Origin of the sequence: Bacteroides hominis, from assembly GCF_033042785.2 — a bacterium.
In the GTDB taxonomy this organism is placed as follows: domain Bacteria; phylum Bacteroidota; class Bacteroidia; order Bacteroidales; family Bacteroidaceae; genus Bacteroides; species Bacteroides hominis.
Genome location: NZ_CP178829.1, coordinates 2,617,092 through 2,638,881, shown reverse-complemented (window position 1 = coordinate 2,638,881; position 21,790 = coordinate 2,617,092). Strand labels below are relative to the sequence as shown.

At 38.6% G+C, this 21,790-nt stretch carries 21 protein-coding genes and 1 pseudogene; 6 read left to right on the top strand and 16 right to left on the bottom strand.

Features of this window, described 5'->3' with window-relative positions; translation table 11 throughout:
• Positions 1–25 precede the first annotated feature (25 nt).
• Complete coding sequence (locus tag R3O62_RS11050; protein ID WP_015532774.1) at positions 26–229, top strand: hypothetical protein; 204 nt, start codon at positions 26–28, stop codon at positions 227–229.
• A 100-nt stretch (positions 230–329) separates the two neighbouring features.
• A complete protein-coding gene (locus tag R3O62_RS11045; protein ID WP_162223128.1) occupies positions 330–839 on the top strand; it encodes a nitroreductase family protein in 510 nt (169 codons plus the stop codon).
• A gap of 57 nt (positions 840–896) precedes the next feature.
• Here R3O62_RS11045 and R3O62_RS11040 read toward each other — a convergent pair whose 3' ends face one another.
• On the bottom strand, positions 897–1,790 hold the full coding sequence (locus R3O62_RS11040) for a radical SAM protein (protein WP_007653506.1): 894 nt from the start codon (positions 1,788–1,790) through the stop codon (positions 897–899).
• A gap of 199 nt (positions 1,791–1,989) precedes the next feature.
• Here R3O62_RS11040 and R3O62_RS11035 point away from each other — a divergent pair, with 199 nt between their 5' ends.
• The gene (locus tag R3O62_RS11035; RefSeq protein WP_004319736.1) at positions 1,990–2,358 is read left to right on the top strand and encodes a winged helix-turn-helix transcriptional regulator; all 369 of its coding nucleotides are present in this window, start codon (positions 1,990–1,992) and stop codon (positions 2,356–2,358) included.
• Between the two features lie 29 nt (positions 2,359–2,387).
• Here R3O62_RS11035 and R3O62_RS11030 read toward each other — a convergent pair whose 3' ends face one another.
• The 11 genes and pseudogenes from R3O62_RS11030 to R3O62_RS10980 all read right to left on the bottom strand — a co-directional run bounded on the left by R3O62_RS11030 (position 2,388) and on the right by R3O62_RS10980 (position 13,885).
• Positions 2,388–2,906 (bottom strand): dihydrofolate reductase family protein, encoded by a 519-nt coding sequence (locus R3O62_RS11030; RefSeq protein WP_120129995.1) that lies wholly within the window; start codon positions 2,904–2,906, stop codon positions 2,388–2,390.
• Positions 2,907–3,315: 409 nt separating this feature from the next.
• The gene (locus R3O62_RS11025) at positions 3,316–3,594 is read right to left on the bottom strand and encodes a helix-turn-helix domain-containing protein (RefSeq protein ID WP_007653502.1); all 279 of its coding nucleotides are present in this window, start codon (positions 3,592–3,594) and stop codon (positions 3,316–3,318) included.
• 12 nt (positions 3,595–3,606) lie between these two features.
• Positions 3,607–5,649 (bottom strand): bifunctional DNA primase/helicase, encoded by a 2,043-nt coding sequence (locus tag R3O62_RS11020; protein ID WP_317472698.1) that lies wholly within the window; start codon positions 5,647–5,649, stop codon positions 3,607–3,609.
• Complete coding sequence (locus tag R3O62_RS11015; protein ID WP_008775017.1) at positions 5,612–5,971, bottom strand: helix-turn-helix domain-containing protein; 360 nt, start codon at positions 5,969–5,971, stop codon at positions 5,612–5,614. Before R3O62_RS11015 ends, R3O62_RS11020 begins: the two co-directional genes overlap by 38 nt.
• Positions 5,972–6,189: 218 nt before the next feature.
• Positions 6,190–7,035: an RteC domain-containing protein gene (locus R3O62_RS11010; protein WP_317472700.1), complete on the bottom strand. Its 846-nt coding sequence runs from the start codon at positions 7,033–7,035 to the stop codon at positions 6,190–6,192.
• Positions 7,036–7,053: 18 nt separating this feature from the next.
• Positions 7,054–8,397: an asparagine--tRNA ligase gene (gene asnS, locus R3O62_RS11005; protein WP_317472701.1), complete on the bottom strand. Its 1,344-nt coding sequence runs from the start codon at positions 8,395–8,397 to the stop codon at positions 7,054–7,056.
• Positions 8,398–8,416: 19 nt separating this feature from the next.
• On the bottom strand, positions 8,417–8,839 hold the full coding sequence (locus R3O62_RS11000; protein ID WP_317472702.1) for a DUF1934 domain-containing protein: 423 nt from the start codon (positions 8,837–8,839) through the stop codon (positions 8,417–8,419).
• Positions 8,840–8,849: 10 nt separating this feature from the next.
• Positions 8,850–9,734 carry a radical SAM protein gene (locus R3O62_RS10995; protein ID WP_007653483.1) on the bottom strand — a complete coding sequence of 295 codons (885 nt, stop codon included), beginning with the start codon at positions 9,732–9,734 and terminating at the stop codon, positions 8,850–8,852.
• A gap of 353 nt (positions 9,735–10,087) precedes the next feature.
• A pseudogene (gene topB, locus R3O62_RS10990) lies at positions 10,088–12,168 on the bottom strand (DNA topoisomerase III).
• Complete coding sequence (locus R3O62_RS10985; protein WP_317472706.1) at positions 12,165–12,353, bottom strand: hypothetical protein; 189 nt, start codon at positions 12,351–12,353, stop codon at positions 12,165–12,167. Before R3O62_RS10985 ends, topB begins: the two are co-directional and overlap by 4 nt.
• Entirely contained in the window at positions 12,350–13,885 is a 1,536-nt protein-coding gene (locus R3O62_RS10980) for a DUF3945 domain-containing protein (RefSeq protein ID WP_317472708.1), read from the bottom strand. Before R3O62_RS10980 ends, R3O62_RS10985 begins: the two co-directional genes overlap by 4 nt.
• Positions 13,886–14,086: 201 nt before the next feature.
• Between R3O62_RS10980 and R3O62_RS10975 the strand changes: the two genes are divergently transcribed.
• Genes R3O62_RS10975 through R3O62_RS10965 form a run of 3 tightly spaced genes read left to right on the top strand, consistent with a single transcriptional unit; the run spans position 14,087 to position 17,742 of the window.
• Positions 14,087–15,301, top strand: coding sequence for an ABC-three component system protein (locus R3O62_RS10975; RefSeq protein ID WP_270646135.1), 1,215 nt, complete (start codon positions 14,087–14,089; stop codon positions 15,299–15,301).
• Entirely contained in the window at positions 15,276–15,767 is a 492-nt protein-coding gene (locus tag R3O62_RS10970; protein WP_270646136.1) for a three component ABC system middle component, read from the top strand. The genes R3O62_RS10975 and R3O62_RS10970 overlap by 26 nt, the downstream gene beginning before the upstream one ends.
• 49 nt (positions 15,768–15,816) lie before the next feature.
• The gene (locus R3O62_RS10965; RefSeq protein WP_317472712.1) at positions 15,817–17,742 is read left to right on the top strand and encodes a DUF3732 domain-containing protein; all 1,926 of its coding nucleotides are present in this window, start codon (positions 15,817–15,819) and stop codon (positions 17,740–17,742) included.
• A gap of 12 nt (positions 17,743–17,754) precedes the next feature.
• On the opposite strand, the gene mobC is transcribed toward R3O62_RS10965, so the two are convergent.
• Genes mobC through R3O62_RS10945 form a run of 4 tightly spaced genes read right to left on the bottom strand, consistent with a single transcriptional unit; the run spans position 17,755 to position 21,668 of the window.
• On the bottom strand, positions 17,755–19,764 hold the full coding sequence (mobC, locus tag R3O62_RS10960) for a conjugal transfer protein MobC (RefSeq protein ID WP_317472714.1): 2,010 nt from the start codon (positions 19,762–19,764) through the stop codon (positions 17,755–17,757).
• Positions 19,765–19,784: 20 nt separating this feature from the next.
• Complete coding sequence (mobB, locus tag R3O62_RS10955; protein WP_317472716.1) at positions 19,785–21,023, bottom strand: conjugal transfer protein MobB; 1,239 nt, start codon at positions 21,021–21,023, stop codon at positions 19,785–19,787.
• Positions 21,008–21,445 (bottom strand): conjugal transfer protein MobA, encoded by a 438-nt coding sequence (gene mobA, locus R3O62_RS10950; RefSeq protein ID WP_317472718.1) that lies wholly within the window; start codon positions 21,443–21,445, stop codon positions 21,008–21,010. The genes mobB and mobA overlap by 16 nt, the downstream gene beginning before the upstream one ends.
• Before the next feature lie 19 nt (positions 21,446–21,464).
• Positions 21,465–21,668, bottom strand: coding sequence for a hypothetical protein (locus R3O62_RS10945; protein WP_317472720.1), 204 nt, complete (start codon positions 21,666–21,668; stop codon positions 21,465–21,467).
• Positions 21,669–21,790: the final 122 nt, after the last annotated feature.

The window sequence follows — 21,790 nt, the reverse complement described above, 5'->3', positions numbered from 1 at the left end:
TTAATAATCAATTCAAATACGTACAATGATTTTTAAAACGAATGCAAAGTGTGAGGGTTGTCTTGCCAAGATAGAAGAAATATTGCAAGGCAAAATAAGTAGAGAAGAATGGAATTTAGATTTATCTGATTCCAACCGTCCACTGACTGTAGCTTCCGATAAGCTGGCAGCAGATGATGTAGTAGAACTGATAAGTAAAGCAGGTTTCAAAATTGAGCAAATGGAATGAAAGGTATTGCTGACGAAAAAATAAATTATATCAGTACAGGACAAATAATACAGTTATAAGACATAACGATTTATTTTTAACTCAATTAATATTATACATCATGGATTTTTTAGAATTAACAAAAAAGCGTTATTCCGTAAGAAGCTATACTTCCCAAGAAGTAGAGAAAGAAAAGTTGGATTATATTCTTGAATGCGCCCGGTATGCACCGTCTGCCGTAAACAAACAGCCGTGGCAATTTATAGTGATACAAAGTGAATTGCAGAAAAAAAAGCTGCAAAAGGTTTACCCTGCCAAATGGTTTGTGGAAGCCCCCTTATATATCATTGTATGTGCTAATGATTCGGTTGCATGGACACGTCAGTATGATAATAAAAATCATGCAGATATTGATGCTGCTATCACTACGGAACATATCTGTTTGGCAGCAACGGAACAAGGGTTAGGAACTTGTTGGGTTTGCAATTTCGATATAGATGAATGCAAACATAGCTTGGGATTATCTGCTAATATTCATCCGGTTGCAATAATTCCTATAGGTTATCCAGTGGATTCCAAGTACAATCCAACAGCCCGCAAAAGCATTGATGAGATAGTAACTATATTATAATGTCATCATGCCATAGAAAGAGAGAAACAGGGAAATTACCCCCGTTTCTCTCTGCTTTTATAATGACCTTATACCGTTTCTATACTGCTTTAATTCTATTTCAGTACTTTGACGGATTGCAGCATCCAGTTCATTCAATATTCGGACTTTATCATCGGGAATCATACCTACAAAAGGTATTGTATTTGAAACTGTATTTCCCAATAAAGTTGTCCTTATGCTAAGGGCAGAAATAAAGGTTCTCAACTCCAACAGACGTTCCCGCTCCGATGCCTCAATAAATTTACCCTCTTGTATTTCCTGATAAAGTTCCGATTCGGGAAATACGGTCAAAGAAACGAAGTTTATAGTAAAAGGATGTAGCTGATTAAATATTTCAGCCGTATGGATTGCATTCTGCTGTCCTTTCCCCTTTCCCGCAAGCCCTGTCAGATAAACCAAATTATAACGAATATTGGCTTCTTCCAGCTTTCTGCACTGTTCCAATATATCTGCTGCCGTATTACCCTTATTCATTCTTGACAAAGTTTCATCATCTCCCGATTCCGTGCCAATACTAATACTGTCAAACTTTAAATGACGCAAGTTCTTCAGTTCTTCTACACTCTTGGATTTAATGTCTGCTATGCGGGAAAATGTTCCTATTGTTTCGCAATAAGGGAGATACTTCCGAATCAATAACCCCAAATCCAACAATCTGTTATAGCTCAAAGCAAAAGGATTGGCACCAGTCAGAAAGACACGTCTTGCCTTAGGCTGGTATTCCTGAATTATTTTCAAGTCTGATTCAACTTCCGAAACAGGGGATAATCTAAACTTAGTTCCATGATACAGGCTACAAAATTTGCATTTATGATAAGTACATCCTGCTGTTACCTGTAACAGTTGCGAACTTGCTTCATAGGGTGGTCGCCAAATTTGACCGTCAAAGTGCATTTTCTCTATTTCCATACTCTTAATTTTTATAAGTTTCAGTCCTTGCTAAATATTTAGAAAGACCGAAAACTTTGTATATTCAATATATTTAGTTACTTTTGTGCGAACAAAGTTACTAAGATACTTAGTATAAAAAAAGAACTTACTATTAAGTAAGACAGTTACGTAGAGGTAACTATTATTGATTGATAATGAATTAAATAAGAAAAAAAAGATGGATGATACTCATTATAGAGAAGCTATTTGTCCTGCCTGTGGAATAATTGACCGTTTCGGAGATAAATGGTCGTTACGCATATTGTTCCTTTTGCATCAGAAGGGAACCTTGCGCTTCAATGAGCTATTAAGAAACACTCCGAATGTGTCACAAAAGATGCTTGCTACAGCATTAAAGAAATTAGAAGCCGATAAGTTAGTGAATCGTAAACTGTACCCGGAAATACCACCAAAAGTGGAATACAGTCTTACATCGCTTGGAAAAAGTTTAATGTCGCCCTTAGATGGTATTATTCAATGGGCTTTGGAACATTCCGATGAAATTTTAGAACACCGTCAAAAAACGGAAAAACAAAAGAAAGTATAGAACTTCAATGTTCTATACTCTCCCTTTTATCATCTTGCATTCACATATTTATATGAGGATAACAAAATATTGTTATCTATAATTTTAGAACTCTCCAAATACCAATTTGAGCCAAAAGTTTCACCTATGAAACTGATACCTTTACCAAGCATAACAGGAATAGTGTAAAGGGTCAGACTATCCAGCAGTCCCGCTTGAATAAGTGTAGTCAAAAGTTTACCACCACCGACTAACAGCATATCATTATCACTTTTCATTTCATGTACTTTCCGAAGTGGAGTATCTATAAGAAATTCCACTCCACAATCCGGCGTAACATTTGCATCGTGGTGGGAAACTACAAAAGTACGTTTACTTTTATATAACCATCCACCCCAATGCTCAAATAAATAGGTATAAGTATTAGCTCCCATCAGCAAGCAAGTAGCCGCTTCGTATTCTTTTCCAATAAGCGATTTTACATTTGAAGTAATCCAGTCCAGTTCATTGTCCGATGTTGCGATAAAACCATCGAGAGACACAGCAATATGCGCTTTAATTTGTTTCATATTGTTAGGCATTAAACAGTTTATATTTTTACGGGTGACCCGTTTATAATCTTTATTCAAACTGTCCGCAAGTATCTCAAAAAAGAAGCGTGAACTCACACTGCTCCACTACGAGGTACTGGCATACCTAAATGACGAAACAGGCAAGCCCACGCTATGTTAAAACATAGCATAGACATTGCGCTGAAAATCTCGTCATTTTGAAAAGTGCCAGTTTTCGTAGTGAGATATTCGGCGAACGAATATGATATATATAAAGGCAACATCACAGGTTACTGTTCAATCGCCATTATCTTCTATGTAACTTTTGCAAAGTTAGCCAAATCCCTGAAAACTCCTATATACAAAACAAGAAATCCTGCCTTATCTTACGACAAAACAGGATTGAAAGCCATTAGAAAAGAAAAAATTAATCGGTTTTCTCCCGAATTAATTTGTGTACGTCCGTTGCACGGTAATAACACCTGCCATCCAACATAAGGAAAGGGAGTATTCCCTTTTTCCGATAACGGGTCAGTGTTCGGGGGGCTACTTTCAGAAGCAGGCACAAGTCCTGATTATCCAGCAGTTCTTCACCATCCAAACAGTTACGACCTTTTATAACTTTGTCCATCTTCTTGTCCTGCATATCGAACCTGTCCATGATACGTTCCATCCATGCAATAAAATCTTCTCTGTCTATATACATAAGGCTGTCTGATTAAATTAAACCAATCATAAAATAACTTTGGTTTGACGGGTCTTTGATGATAATGTCCCGTTCCCGCATAAAGCGGATATAGCTTTTGGCGGTGCGTTCTTTCACGTCCAAAATCTGTTGTATCTGCTCGCACAGGTCTATATAGGTTATATGTTCCTGCCTGCCGAACACGTCACGGGCAACCCCGACCAGTTCCTTTTCCTTGCGCTTCTCTTTTTCCTCTCGTGGCTTTTCTCCTTTGTAAAGGTGCATCCCGGCTGCTTTATCCCATGCGAACAGCATCAAAGGAACGTCCAACGGGCTACCATCCCTTACTTTCAGGGCTTTTACCACAGATTGTGTGGATTCTTCGTCCTTTTCGATGGAAAGGATAGTTGCCGCCTTACGTTGTAATTCCGAACCTAAATGCCCTCGCAGCTTCAATCCATTGGGTACAAAATGCAGCACGCAGAGAATACAGGTATTATAAATTCCTGCTAGTCGGTATAGTTCATCTATCACTGCCACACTTTCCACTTCATCATTGGCACTCTTTACAAGGTCGGCGATGCCATCAATAACTACCAACTGGATGCCGCCATACTGATAATAGAATTTATCCATACTTTGTACGATAGCGTGCAGGCGTTCTTTGCGGGACATACCCGTCAGACAGAATGCTTTCAGTTCTTCCGGTTTGTTTGATTGCTTGGCACGTGTCAGCAGGTTACTTACATTTTTGAACAGTTGTACTTCGGACTGTTCCGTATCATAGAGTAATACCGCTTTGTGTTTACTGTTGGCGGCTATCTGTATGCCGAGCGTATCTATTTCCTTATCCGGTTGGCAGATACAGCCCGCTAACATGGCAGCTATATAATTACTCTTTCCTGTTCCCTCGCCGCCTGTAATACCAAACAGGTTTCCTTGTGTCCCTAACGGAACATCTCCGGCAGAAATTATTACCTGCGCTTTTGCCGGGGGATTATTGAAGTCTATTTCGCACGATTTGAGCATAATCAATGTATCACTATATAGGTTATCTAAAAATTCGATAAACAATTTCAGGAAATTTTCACGGGTATTTCCTGCCTTAAAATAATCGGAAATATCTTTTTCCTCTTTTGTTCCAGGAAGCGGTAGAAGTAACCGTCTTATTCCAAATTCTTCCAACTGCTTTTCCTGTTTGCGTGCGCTTTCCTTTCCCGTCTTGTCAGTATCATATAATAAGATGATATGCTTAAAACGGAACGTCAATTTATAAATCAGCGTAGGCGGGATAGTCACCGTTTCACTGTTGAAGCAGATAGCATGAAAACCATGTGCCGCCAATGACATGACATCCTTTTCTCCGCCTGTGATAAACAGTGTATCACCCTTTGCGGGTAGCTGCTCCAATCCGAAACAATAGTTTTCCCCGAAATTGCCACCATAGAGGAAACGGGGTTTCGAGAACGGACGGTACAGTTTTATGTACCGTTTGTTCTTATACCCGTACATCGGTTCTGTTACGGATGAAGTATAAGTGAACGGTGTTCCATCCGCTGTTACGCTCTGAAAGTCCCGTAAGGAACACACCTTATAAAGTTCCAATACTTCCGGTGTAATACCATACTGCTGCCAGTACATCAATTCGGCAAGCGGGAATTTCTGTTCCCTGAACTGGTAGGGTTTGCTTTCCTTTTCAGGTGTTTCTTCCGGCATATCATTTATTATATGGGAAGAAGTACGGGTAACTGGTATCGGATTACCTGTTGCCAGTCCCAATCCCAAATCCCGGTCTATGGTTTCCAGTATTTCCACAAAATCCATTGAGTTGTTGCAGTCCAGCCCTTTAAGTTGCCCCACGAAAAAGAAACAATCACCGCTATAACTGTCGTTGCCGAAATCTTTCATCTTATAGATACCACTTCGGCGGTCGAAATAGATGTTACAGGACGCTTTGTTATCCTCATAAAGTGGGTTTAAGAAATTGCGTCCTATCCGCCAATTACCGGATATGTAATGCTTGAACACGGATAACCCATTATTTGTCCTTTCTAATATTTCTTCTTTCCTTAACATATAGCTGGTGGTTGGTTATCAGGTCATTAATACTGTCCTTATCTCGTTTAATCAGGCGTTCTTCCAATAATCGTTTTATTTCTCCAATCTTGTAGAAATAATGTCCCTTGATATTGGAATAAGTGACTGTCCCGGCTGCCCGCAAGCGTTGTAATGTCCGGTCACTGATTTTTAGAAATGTGCAGACCTCGTAACTATCCACCCAAATTTCATCCTCATTGGTACTTTCCGCTTCTGTGTGATTAAATATATAATCGGCAATAGCGGTAATCTTGTTGTCTAATTCCTTATAGGCTTTTGACTCAAATGTTATTATCTCCATTTCGCTAACTAATTGATTTGCGGCAAAGATGGCGGGTTTCAAAAGATAAAAATTACAAGGTATAACCAAGTTGGTGAATATTTATTTTTCTCTTTTTCAGTAGCAAAAGCAGGGTGTTATTACCCGAAAATGCCACATTTCATATCTAAATCGTATAAAAACAAAAACTACCAAGTTGGTAATTACTTGGTAGTTTTTATGTGGACTAAATATCTTTATTACAGTTCGTCCGATTCCATTCGCTTTAACAGTTGTTCGATTACTGATGTAAAAAAGGCAGTTCGATTTTTCTTTCTGCTTTTGAGAGTTAGATATGTTCGATAATAATCTCCTAAATCTATATCAAAAGCTGCTTCAATGAAAGCCATGATTTCTTTTATTGTCACATTTCCATTATTGAGTGTTGCAATAGCAACAAGTCCATATCCAAACTCTACTGCATCTGATTTAGAGCCAGTCCATTTCAGATTAAAGTCAGAAAGTGCCGCCCGTATTTTAGATATTTGCATTTTCCTGTCTAACAATTGTAATTGTCTATTGAGATATATTCGTAGCATTTCATTCGACAAAATTTTAGCTACTTTATAATCATATCCGGTAGAAAAGGCTGGGTCTTTATCTAAAAATGAGCTATCAACACACAACCTGAAATTCGCTTTATATCGAACAAAGTAATAAGAATCTAAGTGGGTTGCTTTCGAACGATAATATTGGTAGAAATCAAGATTTTGGTCAAAGAAATATTTCAAATTATCCAATTGGCAATGAAGATACTCTCGTTGTACATCATCACTGCCAATCGGACGTTTCATCTCAATTCTTGTTATTTTGTAAAAGTATAAATACCGACTAAGAATGTCTGGCTTTATATCTTTAAAGAAATGAATTTCTTCTTCTTCGTTCTGAAATTCATATTTTACAGTCATGCTCCGCAAGTTATCGAATAAAGGTCGTATGACATCTATCATATGCAAAGCATCCTCCACGCAGACATTTTCATCAATGCCAAGCAACTCCATTTCTTCATTTATTCGATGCAATATTTCATTGATATAATCTTGCATGATTGAATTTCGTTATAATCAAAAATTTGCATTTCGGGGTGTACGTGGAAACGGAATAACATCCCGAATGTTTGTCATGCCTGTAATAAACAGCATCAACCGCTCAAAACCCAATCCAAAGCCTGAATGGGGAACAGTGCCAAATTTGCGTGATTCAAGATACCACCACAGTTTTTCGGTATTCATATTCAATTCTTTCATTCGCTGCAACAATTTTGTATAGTCGGCTTCCCGTTCAGAACCTCCTATGATTTCCCCAATTTTCGGAAATAATATATCCATTGCACGAACTGTTTCCCCATCTTCATTCTGTTTCATATAGAATGCTTTTATTTCTTTAGGATAATCTGTAACAATCACAGGGCGGCGAAAATATTCTTCCACCAAATGACGTTCATGTTCAGCACATAAATCAATTCCCGGTTTTACAGGGTAGTCAAACTGACGCCCGGATTCTTGTAAAATCTCTATAGCTTTAGAATAAGGCAAACGCATAAATTCATTATTTGCAACGAAATGTAATTTATCCATTAAACCATTATCTACGTTGTCATTTAAAAAAGCTAAATCACTTTCGCAATTTTCAAGTGCATAACGGATTAGATATTTCAAAAAGTCCTCTGCCAAATCCATATTGTCGTTAATATCATTAAAGGCAACTTCCGGTTCAATCATCCAAAATTCGGAAAGATGACGGAATGTATTTGAATTTTCTGCCCTAAAGGTCGGGCTAAAGGTGTAAATCGCCCCCAATGCTAACGCACCGAGCTCGCCCTCTAATTGTCCCGAAACTGTTAAATTGGCTGGGGAACCGAAAAAATCATCTTTTAATTCCGTTTTGACTTCAAAGAGTTCTCCTGCTCCCTCACTATCCGATGTTGTTATTATAGGAGTATTGAAATAGAAGAATCCTCTTTCATTGAAATAACGATGTATGGCAAAAGCCATATTATGGCGCATACGAAATATTGCACCAAAAGTATTTGTACGTAAGCGTAAATGAGCAATATTCCGCAAAAAATCTAACGAGTGTTCTTTCTTTTGTAAAGGATATTCCTGTGGGTCGGCAGTGCCATATAAAACTATATTTTGGGCTATTATTTCTCCATGCTGCTGATTTCCAGTAGATAGTACAAACATACCATCTACCCGAATGGCACTTCCGGTAGTTACCAATTTAAGAAAATCTTTTTTTATCTTTTCATGTTCAGTCACAATTTGCAGATTATGAACAGTTGAACCATCATTTATTGCAATGAAACTAATGTTTTTACTTTGTCTATGCGTTCGTACCCAGCCGTTTACACTTACATTAATATTATAAGTAGTTGTTTTCAATAAATCAATTATTCTTATTTTCATAAAGTCATAATATTATAGTTTACAATGCCATTTCATTAATAAATATGGTAAGGAAGTTATTCGAGAGGAACTGGTTATTTATGAATAAGTCATAATTCAACTCAATATGAATATTGTTATCACTAATTGTAGGATGGTAAGACAATGTTTTGATTTTTACATTGAGTTCTCCATCTGTATTAATATAATCAGATTCCGTACATTCTCCCTTTATGAAAGACATTTCAGAGAACAAACTCCCACTTCGGTATAAACAAACAGATTTATTACTGATTACCAATTTGTTTTCAATGATATGTCCACCTTTACATAGTTCTCGATATTCAACAATATGCAGACCATTAACAATAGAATATTTTCCAATAGCATTAGTCACTATCTCGTCAATATAATCAGCATATTGTTGAACACCTTTTACTATAACTCTAATATCTGCTTTCATTAGATAGATTTTATAAATGTGGCAGATTTTCACGATAGCTTCTCAAATAAGCTTCGTCTTGCTCTGCTATTTGTTGTTTTAGAAAAGCAATCATTTTTTGTTTATCTGTTTTCAAATTGCCTCTAACCTGAATTAAGTTGGACGCCCCATCCGTTACAAATCGAGCATCAATTTTAAGATTTTCAATCAAAGTCTTCATTTCCTCCAACTTCTCAATTTCAGTTTCTTCTTTCCAGTTACCAGCCTGTATTTCCTTATACAGTTCCGAAGTCGGATAAATTGTAAGCATTGAAGATTCAATTATTTGCGGATGAAGCTGGTTGAAGATTTCTGCTGTTACCTTTGCACCAATCTTGCCTTTTCCACTACCATAAATTCCTGTCAAATAAAAGAAGTTATAGGTAATATTTGCTTCTTCCAATTTCTTACATTGCTCAATGATGTCCTTTGATAGAAATCCCTTTCTCATGAAAATCAAAGATTCATCATATCCGGTTTCAACTCCGATTGTAATTCCATCATATCCGAGTTCTCGCAATTCTTTTAATTCTGTAACAGATTTAGGGGTAATGTCCGTAATTCGTGCAAAACATCCTATACTCTGACAAGCAGGGAAGTATTGATGTACCATTTTCGCAAGTGTTTTAAGCTTATTCACACTAAGCACAAATGGGTTTGCACCTGTGAAAAACACCCTTTGTGCGTGTCTATAATAATAACTTGCTTCCTTTAAATCCGATTTTACCTCTTCAATTGGTGATAGCCTGAATTTGAAAGGTAAATCTTCGTATAAAGTACAAAATTTGCAGGAATGGTGAGTACATCCAGCTGTTACTTGAATGAGCATTGAGTATGCTTCGTAAGGCGGTCGCCAAATAGTTCCAGTGTAGTGCATAATTCTTTTTTTATTAGTTAATAATGTATTGTTAAGACACCAAACAAATATACCAATGCGGTAAACATGATATATTAAGTATCTTTTTCGATTGCAAAGATATAAATACACTTAGTATAAAAAAAGAAGTTACTTAAACGTTAGACAGTTACAAAGAGGTAACTATTTTTGCGTATCAGATAGTTACGTGCGAAAAAAAAATAAAAAAAGATGGGAATGGTATATTTATAGGGTGATGTAGAGAAGATTTATAAAAAGCACCCGGTGTCCCTCCGGGTGCTTCAACCACAAAAATTTCAATTATAAGTCTATCTATAATGAAACTTTCTGTGGCAAATATAATGATTTCCATCTTATTTCTTCGGTTTGCCTTTCTTTTCAGGAAACACGAAAGTAACATTAAACTGTTCGTCAAAGGCAAGTGAAGCGTCAAAGACTTTGCCGTTCTTGCTTTTAAAGCCTTTGATTAGCCCGGTTTTCCCGGTAGTCACCAGTTCGGTAATCTGTTTGTCCGTTAGCTGCTTGTCGCTCTTGTTGCGGAAGATGGTAACGGAACAATCCACATTGGAACATTTGGCGACTTTCGGATAGAAAAGGATGCGCCCTGTTTTACATTTCGGGCAGATACAACCACTACCCGAAGCGAAAGAAAGCTGAACGTCCAAAAGTTCAGCCGTGATTTGCCGTGCATATACTTCGATACCTTTGCGGAACGTATCGGGGTTCATTTCCCCGCTTTCTATTTTGGCAAGCGTGTTTTCCCACATACCCGTCATTTCAACGTCTGCTATCTTCTTGTCCCGGATGATGTTGTAAACGGCAAGTCCCTTTTCGGTCGGGACAAGGTTCTTTTTCTCCCGGACGATATACTGGCGGGAAAACAGCGTCTCGATGATGGCTGCCCGTGTTGCGGGTGTGCCTATACCCGTATCTTTCATGCTGGCTTTCAGGTCGGTGTTTTCCAGTTCCTTACCCGCCGTTTCCATTGAAGAAAGCAAACTGCTTTCCGTGTGCAACGGCTTGGGCTTGGTCTGTTTCTCCAGTAATTCAATATCGGAAAGCGGTAAACTATCTCCGTCCTGCATGGCGGGCAAAGTGGTGTTATCTTCCCCGTCCTCTTTATCGACGAATACGGCACGCCATCCGGCGGACTTGATTGTAGAGCCTTTGACCGTGAAAAGCGACCCTTCACATTCCAGCGTTACACTGGTAACGTCTTTGACGCATTTTTCAGAAAAGGCTTCCAACATCCGTCCGGCTATCAGTTCATAGATTGCCTGTTCGTCCGTTTCCAGTTTACCGGGCAGGTTTTCCGTTACTATCAGGGCGTGGTGGTCTGTTACCTTGCCATCGTTCACGGAACGGGAATTTAAGGCTTTGCCTTTTATCCCAGCGGCATATCCGGCAAAACGGGCGTATTGTTCCAAATTAACAAGACGTTCCGGGATTTCCTCGAACACGTCCTGTGAGATATAACGGCTTCCGGTTCGGGGGTAGCTGATTAGTTTACCCTCGTATAACTTTTGTGCGATGGATAGGGTTTTGTCTGCGGAAAAATTCAGTTTCGTATTCGCTTCTTTTTGGAGTGAAGTTAAATCATAAAGCAAGGGCGGTTCTTGATTCACTTCCTTACGTTCTACGGTTTTCACCTCTACTGTTTCCGCTTCCTTTATCCTTTGCAGCGTGTCGATGGCAGGCTGCTGCATATCGTACTTTTCTGTGGATAGTGCTGTAAAAGTTACATTGTCCTTAGTTGTCTGTAATTTCAGTTGCCAATACTTTTGCGGGATAAAGTTCTTATTCTCTAAAAAGCGGGTACATATCATCGCCAACGTGGGCGACTGTACCCGTCCCAAAGAAAAAATACCTTGTCCGGCTGCCACACTTAAAGCCTGTGTACCATTTATGCCAATTAAATAATCCGCTTCGCTGCGTGCCTGTGCCGAAAGGAAAAGGTTATCATAAAGGCTGCCGGCTTTCAGGTTTTGCAGTCCCTCACGGATTGACTTGTCGGTAAGGCTGCTTATCCATAAACGGACAAAAGGCTTGTTGCATCCGATATACTGATAGATGTAGCGAAAGATAAGTTCTCCCTCTCTCCCTGCATCGGTAGCGACAATTATCTTATCCGACTGGTCGAATACTTCTTTGATTACCTTTAGTTGTTTCAATGCGCCGGGGTCTGCCTTGTACCCTTTTTCCGCTTTCACTTGTCGGGGTATAAGTTGAAAACTATCCGGGATAATAGGCAGACTTTCCCGGCGGAAACTCTGTATGCCGTATGCTTCCGGCATTGCCAAACCTACAAGATGGCTATCTTTCAGGTAACGAGATACCCGTTACCTGAAAGATAGCCATCCTGTTTTTCACTCACTCCTAAAATACGGGCAATATCCCTTGCCACACTTGGTTTTTCTCCGATTACTGCAATCATTCTAATTTTGATTTTAATTGTTCCACTTCTTTTTGTCTTAGGATTTTCCGGTCATAGTAGATGTGATAACCATCTACATAAAATTGTCGGTTCTGCTTGTCTATGACTTCCCAGTCTGTTTTGTAACAGGCGAAAAAGAACAGGGCGAAACCGACAACCGGGATAAGGATTAATACCACTATCATCTTTTGCGCCCCCTGCTTTGCTTTGGTTTATCCGTCTGCTCCTGCTTCTCCTTTTTATCCTGCTTGGTCTTTTGTTTTTCAGTGGGCTTGTCCTGACCCTTTTTCAAGGGTTCTTTCACTTTCTTGGTGGCTTCGTTGGTCTTGCCCTCCGAATTGACCGCTACCTGTGTGCGGTTCTTGCTGGCGGGGGTAATTTCTTTCACGGCGGAACGGTCAAAGCTGGGATTGTCACTGTAAAAGCCTAACTTCTTCTTATCATGGTTCACCTGAATATAAGCATCATATTCGACCCCCCGCTTGTCTTTCAGCCCGGCAACAAAGATGGTTTTGTCATTGACTAAATCCTGCTGTTGCTGGCGGGATAGCTCTATTCCTGAAATGCTTTTGGGAATGGTTACACCGTCACTGGTGACAAGGCTGTTCTGTTGTTCCTGTTTCTGCCGTTGCTCCTGTGACTGTTTGGCATTGGGATAGATAAATTCCAGACTTTTCTTGTCCGCATTGACCTGAACGGTTGCGGAAAAGGGATTTTTACGGTTGGAAATCATATTTTCAAGGAATACCCCTTTTCCTTCCCGTAAGGCTTCCTTTTGTTCCTTGTTCAGTTTGACACCCTTTATTTCATCGGGTATTTGGACGCTGCTTGCACGCATGGAAACCAGTTCGTTTGTTACCTTATCCACACTGACGAAAGAGGGTATCATTTCTCCCGTGATATAGTTTTTCAGGTTTACTATCCGTCCCATGTTTCCCGTTTCAAGAAGATTGGCTTTATCCTCTTTGGAAAATTCATGTCCGAAGAACGGGCGTTCAAGTTCCGGCTTTTGTCGGATGCCGTGTATCGCCAAAACTACATTCCCGTCTTTGTCGTGCCGGAAAGATAAACGTGCGTCCAGTTTCATAATGGCTGAATTGTAGTTACCCGCAATGGTAAACGCTCCGGGCGACTTGTATCCCCTTAACATGGGTTCTAAAGCCTTTGCTTTTTCAAGCTGTTCTTTGGATAGCCCGAAATTCTTCAAGGCTTCCCAGTCCACTTTATCCGGGTCAATCACATACTTGCTTTTGTCGGGTTGCTGTGGTGCTTGTGCCGTTGCTCCCGTTTCTTTGGCTGGCTGCTGTACCTGTGGTTGTTGGGTTTCCTGCTGTTCTTTCTTGGCTTCCTGCTTCACGGTTTCAGGTGTTACCCGGTAACGCTCTATGCCCGCTTCGTTTTCAGGTGTCGGATGATTGAAGTTATCTCTGATTATTGGCTCAATTTTAGGAAGTTCAATCTTTGGGATTTTGAAGAAGTTAAAACGGGTCGGGTTCTTCAACTGGTTCATCATGTTGGAAAAGAAGTTGGAAAAGAAATCACCGTGACGGTCGAATTTCAGAAGTTCGCTGTTGTTCTCCGGTGGTACGGTTTGGAGTTCCCCGTTTTCATCCACGCCTTTTACTGCGCTGATTGTCTTTTTCTCCTTATCCAGTACAAGAAGAATATCCATCATCTGTTCGTCAGTGGTGGACTGGTTGGCTGTGTTAGCATCCATAACTTTTTGAATTTTAGTGAATAAATAAAATTTTCGGAAGTAAAAGTAAGGATGAAATAGAGTATATTTAAGGATTTGGGAATAGGTGGCTTCATTAGTCCCTGTTTGGCTTCATTTGTCTTATCATTGCATATAAATATGAATATGTAATAAAACGAATATTTTTTATTATATTTGCAATTGACAAGAAATAAGGCTATTATGAGTGAATCTTTATCAGACTACTTATATGCAGCAAAAGGACAAATGTATGGCTATTTATACCAAATAGACAGAGTTCTTTATTGGCTAAGTGTATCTCCCGAAAATTCGATTGTTTCAATCGAAACAGATGATGATGTTGTTATTCGTTTGCAACAAGGAGAGGATATTGAAACAATTTATGAACAAGATAAAGCAAGTATTAAAAAGAAATATCCCTTTTCAAATACTAATAAAAATTTATGGAAATCAATTACAAATTGGCTTACATTGATAAAAACAAAAAATATAGATGTTGCTAACTCTAAATTTTTATTAGCAACAAATGTATCATGTAAAGGAAATAGCATTATAAAAAGCCTTTCATCTGCTTCTGTGGATAAAAATATATATAATACAGCATATCAAGAACTAACAAACATAGCCAATAACAATAAAAGTAAAACTCTATTGCCATATATTGATAAATTTAAAGAATATAGCAAAGAAGATATTGTTGGCTTGTTGAAAAGGATAGAATTGTGTGAATGTCACAAAAATTATGATAGGCAAAATTTTATAGAACAGATTATCCAAAATCTTCATCTAAAAGATGATGAAATTCCATATTATGATATAATGAATTCTCTCTATGGGTGGATTGTAAATACTTGTCTCTCATTATGGGAAAAAGATTTAGATTCTCTATTTACCCCAAAAATGTTATGGAAAAAAAGAGATTTTTTAAAACAACAAATAGCTCTGAAGCCATTTATAGAACAAGCTACTGATTTAATACCTGTTACAAGCTATGAACAAGAAAAAGAAAAAGGAAGTACGTTTGTGAAACAGCTGGATATTATAGAGGTCGGTGAAGATGAAAAATTAAAAGCAATACAAGATTTTCTAAGGGCAAAACAAGAAAAGCATAAATATGCTTTAAATGCAAATATAACTCAATCACATATAATTGCATACGAAGAAAGTCTGAAGGAAAATTGGCAACAAGTTTTTTGGAAGCACAAACGATTAAATAAAAACACACCTGCTGACATTGGGTATGAAGTATATTGTGAAACGTTAAAATATAAAGGAAAACTTGCTGGAGTAGAACCAACATATAGTTATCTAAGCAATGGAAGTTATCATAAGTTAGCTAATAGTTTACTCATTGGCTGGCATCCTAATTGGCAAAATATAATAAATAAATATGGAACAAATATTGGAAATAGATGAGTTTATCCTTTTGCAAAATCCAATTGTAGGTAGCCATCTTATCTATCAATTTACAAAGGAATATTATTCTGTAAAAAATAGAGGTATAAAATTACCTTTTTCTTTTATGGTGCTCCCTATCGCATTTTCTAAAGACTTTTCTGATGAAATTTATAGAAGAAGCTATAAATTAGGAAGCATGATAAAGTCTCTAAATAACAATACCTTGAATTGGGATTCTCTACCTCTAAAGATGAAATCTTTTTCAGAGATAACTTTTCAATCATTAAATATTGCATTTTCTACATCTATATTATTTTATGACAAGGAAAATGCCGAACTTATACCCAACAGAGGAAAATCAATTCCTGATTCTTCTAAAAAACAAGATTATGATAAAATGTTGAAAACAGCACGAAGACTAGGACATTGGTTAGGTAATCTAGAAGATGAAGAAATATGTTCCTACTATAATATAACCTTTTGATATGGATTGTAAAATTAGCAAAATTATATTGTGGCCTAAGAACCCAAAAATGAAAATACGCATAATTCCTTTTGTTGCAGACTTTGTGAATGTAATTTCTGGTGATAACGCAAAAGGGAAATCAGCAATAATTTCGATAATAGACTATTGTTTAGCAAGTAGTAAATGCAGTATTCCAATCGGATATATAAGAGACTTGACTAGCTGGTTTGGGATTATTATACATCATAATGATGGAGAAATTCTTTTAGCAAGAAAAGAAGCCGGATTAGATATTGTATCTACAAGTATGTATATCCAACGTGGTAAGAAAATTGTAATTCCCCACGCAATAGAAGAAAATGCTAATTATAAAGATATTATATTAGAATTAAACAAATTAGCACAACTAACAGGCTTTGATTTAGGAGAAAAAAGTATTGCTCAACCAGCAAGTTTTCGAGATTTAATATCATTAAATTTTCAACCTCAACATTTAGTAGCTAACCCCTATGCGTTATTCTACAAAGCAGATACATACCAAAATAGAGAAAAATTGATTACTATTTTCCCTTATATATTAGGAATATTAAATGACAGGCTATTGAGTCTTAAAGAAGAATTGAAAGAATTACAGACACAAGCTAAACTTCTAAAAAAAGAGATTGAACAACGTAAAAATATTGCAAACACTTGGCTAAGTGAAGTTAAAAGTTACTATGCAATAGCCTATGAATTAGGTTTAACAGATAGCAAACTAGATGACATCGAAAATTCATGGTCATCAGAAAAATATGTAAACCAGTTAAGAAACGTTCTAAATAAAATAAATAGGAATGTTATACCAATAATAAAAGAGGGAGCATCATCGCAAATTAGCATGAGATTAGCAGAATTGGATGAAAAAGAATATCAAACAGCTATTTCTATTCAAGAAAAAAAAGAAAAACTACGCCTAGTTGAGAATGTTAAAATCAGCAATATTAATTATGGAAATGATATTCAGACTCAAAATGGTAGACTAGATGCATTAAGCTGGTTAAAAGATTGCTTTGATAATAATACATGTCCCTTTTGTGGTTCAAATAATACTTTAGCAAAAACATATATAGATAATTATTCTGCATTAAGTTTAGAATTAAATACTCTCTCAAGAAAAGTAACAGATAGTCATAGAGTTTTCACAAAAGAAATTTCTAATTTAAAATCAGACCTCAATAAATTAGAAACATTACTTAATCAAATTCGTATCGAAAAACAAACTTTATCCCAAGAAAATCAAGATTACCAAAAACAACATCAGATGCTAAATTCTATTTTTCGCTTTGGTGGAAAGTTGGAAGAATCACTGAAGAATTATGACAAAATAGCAAACAATGGAAGTTTATTATCAGATTTGAATGAGGTAAATAACAAAATATACAGCATAGAAAAAGAATTCAACTCTGACACTTTAGAGCAAAATAAGAAAAGAATTCTACAAAATATTAGCGATAAAATCAAATACTATGCTCGAATATTTGGAGCAGAATATTGTAACGACAACATATTATTCGATATAGAAAATTTAACTCTTCAATTCTCATCTTCGAGTAGAAAAGATTTTCTATGGGAAATTGGAAGTGGTCACAATTTTATGTCATATCACATCTCAACCATACTTGCTATACATGAATACTTGTTATCCACAAAAGAATATAACAAAGTTCCTAGTTTTATAGTTTTTGACCAACCATCTCAAGTTTATTTTCCTGAACTAAAGAACAAAAAGAAAGTAAATAATGAAGAAGCCGTATTAAAGGTGAAAAGAATTTTTCAAGTTTTAGCAGATTTCAAAAAACGAACAAACTCTCAAGTTCAGGTTATTATCATTGAACACGCAGGAGAAGCCACTTGGAAAGACTATGCAGACTGTATAAAGTTAATTAGAAATTGGCGTGGAAAGAAAAAAGATAATGCACTTATTCCTGAGGAATGGATAGAAGCAGGGGTATAATCCCCTGCTCATTTACTCATCTATTTTTATCAGGTGTTGCAAATCAGGGTCGTTCTTTATCCGTTCCATTTCGTCCGTGACAATCTGCTGGACTTCCTGCTTGACCCGGTTGTAGTTCGCCTGTATTTCTTCCTGCATCCAGTCGTTCCCGTCCTCGTCCCTAAAATCTATGATTTGGGGCAGTTTTTTGTAATTGGCGGTTTCCCTTTTCACTTGCTCGTTATCCACCACAATTTCCGCATGGAATATTTTTTGCTCTATCCTTTCATCGAAATTGTCACTGACCGCACCTACAAACATACCTTGTGTTAAGTTGGATATTTTACTGGATGGTATCAGGCTATCCATTTGCGTACTGATAGAGGTTGATTTATCATTCCGGTTGATAGTCATACTTTGCCGTTTTTGCAGTACCTTTCCGAAACGGTCTGAAAGCGTTTTTGCTGTTTCAGAAACCACCTGACCGGAAAAGATATTACCCACTGTATTTTCGATTACTTTGCTTTCTTTATCCCCATAATCCCGGCGTAACTGGCTGAAATCCTGAAAGCCCAAACAGACCGCCACCTTGTTGCTTCGTGCCGTTGCTATCAAGTTATCCAGCCCCCGAAAATAGATGGTCGGTAACTCGTCAATAATTACAGAACTTTTCAGTTGGTGCTTCTTGTTTATCAGTTTCACGATACGGGAATTATATAGTCCCAAAGCACAGGAATAGATATTTTGGCGGTCGGGATTATTGCCTACCACCAATATTTTAGGTTCTTCCGGGTTGTTTATATCCAATGAAAAATCATCACCTGTCATTACCCAATATAAGGCGGGTGAAATCATCCTTGAAAGCGGAATTTTAGCGGATGCAAGCTGCCCTTGCAACTGGTCTTGCGCATTACTTTCCCATGCGTCCATGAACGGCGACAAATAGTTTTCCAGTTCGGGGTAACTGGTTAAAATAGTGAACGTATCGGCATATTTCTTGTTCAAAAATTCAATGGCGTGCGGAAATGTACAATACTTGCCACCCTGATAGATTTTCAAAAACCAAATGATGGAAGCCAGCAGGATAATCGGACTTTCCACAAAGAAATCCCCCTGTTTGGTTATCCAACTCCTATTCAAATTTAACATGATTGTGTAACTGGCTTCGTATGCGTCCGATATGTCCGTCATGAATGCCGGATTTATCGGGTTGCATCGGTGGCTTTTGCGTGGGTCGTCAAAATTAATCATATAGAATTTAGGTTTTACCTTATATCCGTCTAAATGGTTGATTAGATGATTGTATGCTATCTCTGAAAGGTCAGGGAATTTGTAGTCATAAATATAAACAGCAAAGCCTTTTTCGATTTGCTGTTTTATGTAATTATTGACTATCGCATACGACTTTCCCGAACCGGGTGTGCCTAAAACCATGCTTGCCCTGAACGGGTTTACAACGTTTATCCACCCGTCATTCCATTTCTTCTTGTAGTAGAACCGTGTCGGCAGGTTGATGGAATACTCGTTTTCTATCAGGCGTGTTTCCTGTGCGAAACTTTCATTCTCGGTATTAAACACATCGTCCATCAGGTTATTTTTCAACAGGCGGGAAATCCATACTCCGGCAGCCAACAGCGAGAGATACCCGGCTGTCATGGTAAAGATATATAAACCTGTATTGGCTACCACTGGCAAGGGCAGAGCCAGCAACCACCAGTTCAGGAAAAACAAGATAAAACCGATTGTCAGGAACACATAAATCTTGTTCCATGTGATTTTTTCCTCTTTCACTCCCTTTGTACCCAAACAGGAAAGCGCAAGGAATACCACTGAAAAAAGTTTGGTATATAGGATATTGGAGAACAGCCCGGCGGTACGCTGGAAGTTCAGCAGGATTTTATCGACTACCCCGATATTGATACCCCATTCCCGGAATGACTGGTAACAAAACCAGTAAATGTTTATCACTACAAATAAAATACTGATTGCCCGCATAAAGTCCATGACCTTTGCAAGACCTCTCAAATCATCTTCATTCTGCATAATTGAAATTTTTATAGTTATTAAATACGTCTTTGTTTCTTCTTCTTTTTCTTCTTGGGTGGTGGAACTTGGCTGTTATCGGGTGGCGTATTGTCCCCACCGGATAACAAGCTGAACAGTCCGGCAACGGCTTTACCTGTATTTTCAAGGTGTCCGGTCGGGTTATATTCCAGTGTGTGTTCCTGCATTTCCTGTTTGCTGTTTCCCGCCAAAGTACGGGAGCCGGAAAACAGGTCATTGAACACATTGGCGGAAAAGTCTTTTCCCAACCGTGAACCGTTCAGGACGGTACGGTTTTCGTGGTCGATGAATGTTACACCGTATAACCTGCCTGTATCGTTCTGCCGGAAAAGTACATCTATACCTTTCTTTTTCAGTTCTTGTTCCAGTTCCTTACGGTTATGGGCGGATTTCATCACTGCGCCGACTGTCCGGCGGGTACGCTCTTTCAGGTTCTTGTCTTGAATGTCCTTTGTGGATTTCTTGATGTGCCGCTGGATGGCTTCGTAACCTACCGACTTACCCAAAGAAGAAGATTTGAACGGGTTTCCCTGCTTTTCTCCCTTGTCATTGGTCGCTGAATAGACAATGCCGTTATAGGGTTTGCCGTTCACTTCCCCTTTCACTTCCTCCGCTTGTACATTATATATAGATAGCAGGGCTTTGTACTCCGTGAAACTTTGGAAACGGTAACTGCTGGCAAGGGTTTTCACCGTATTGGATAACTGGTGCTTTACGTCCCCTGCCCGGTAGTCCACCTTTTTAAGTTCGGGGCGTTCGGCTGCCTGTTTCTTCTCTGCCGGATGCAGCCCGTACTTCTGTTCCAGTTCACGGGTGATTTGTTTGCTGCGGATATGCTCGAACTTGTCGTTTATCTTTTTGCCCGTATCATCCACCCGGATGGAAACGATATGTATATGATGCCTTGCAATATCTTCGTGCTTGTAAACCATATACGGCTGGTTGCCGTACCCCAACTTATCCATATACTCTTTGGCAATATCCGCAAGCTGGCTGTCTGAAAGCACATCGTCCGGGTGCGGGTTCAGGGAGATATGGATAATCGGTTTTTCCGTTTTCAGGTCTGCGGGCAGGTGCATATCGAAACATTCCATACAACGCCGGATGCTGAAATTCCCGTCCTCGCTCTCAAACATCCGGTTGCTTAAAAGTACCTTTCCCTGCTCTTCATCCACCTTGTTTTGGTTGTAGGAAAGCGCACCGAACAGGGAACTGCCTACGCTTATCTTTGCAACCATCTTGTTTCAAACTCACGGGTCAGTTCAATAATTTGGCGGTTCAGGTCGGCAAGTTCCATCGTTGCCTTTTCCAGTTTATAGAGAAATGCGAGGGCTTTCTTCTCTGAAAAATTGGTATTGAGAGCCTTTACCACCTGATTATAATTCACGGCAATACCCCTGTACTGGGAATATAAAGCGGTCAGCCGGGTATAATATTCTACTGCCGCCTTGTCGATTTTAATCACTTTGAACGGTTCGCCGAAGATGCGGGCGGTGATAAAATGCGCTTTGGTGCGCATACCGGATTGGTCGAACAATGCCAAAAAGCGGGCGTGGTCTATCGCATTGAAGCTGATAGAGTACCTGAACACTGCCGGGTATGCTTTGGGCTTGCGTCCTGCGCCACCCAGACGGGGCGCATTTTCATTTTTCTGTTTCATGTTTCATTTCTTTAAAGGGTTACGACTTCGGAGTGACCCTATCCCGGCTTCGTCCGGGCAAGGCGTTCAAAGCTGCTGAAAGAATTTCAAGCAGCTTAGAACACACCTTGCTATTTGCCAGTGCAAATAAAAATCCATCTACCGATGGATTGGAGTTAGCGAATATTGGAACGCTCCCGGCGGCGGGGGCTTGGTTAGCCTGACCGATACCTTTCGGTTGCAAAGTAACGGGTATTAAAAATGCTGTGAAATAGCAGGTTATAGGACAAATGAGGACAAACGGGGACATTTGAGGACACATCTCGAAACGGGTTGTTTTTCTATGTTTATTTGTCCCGGATTTAA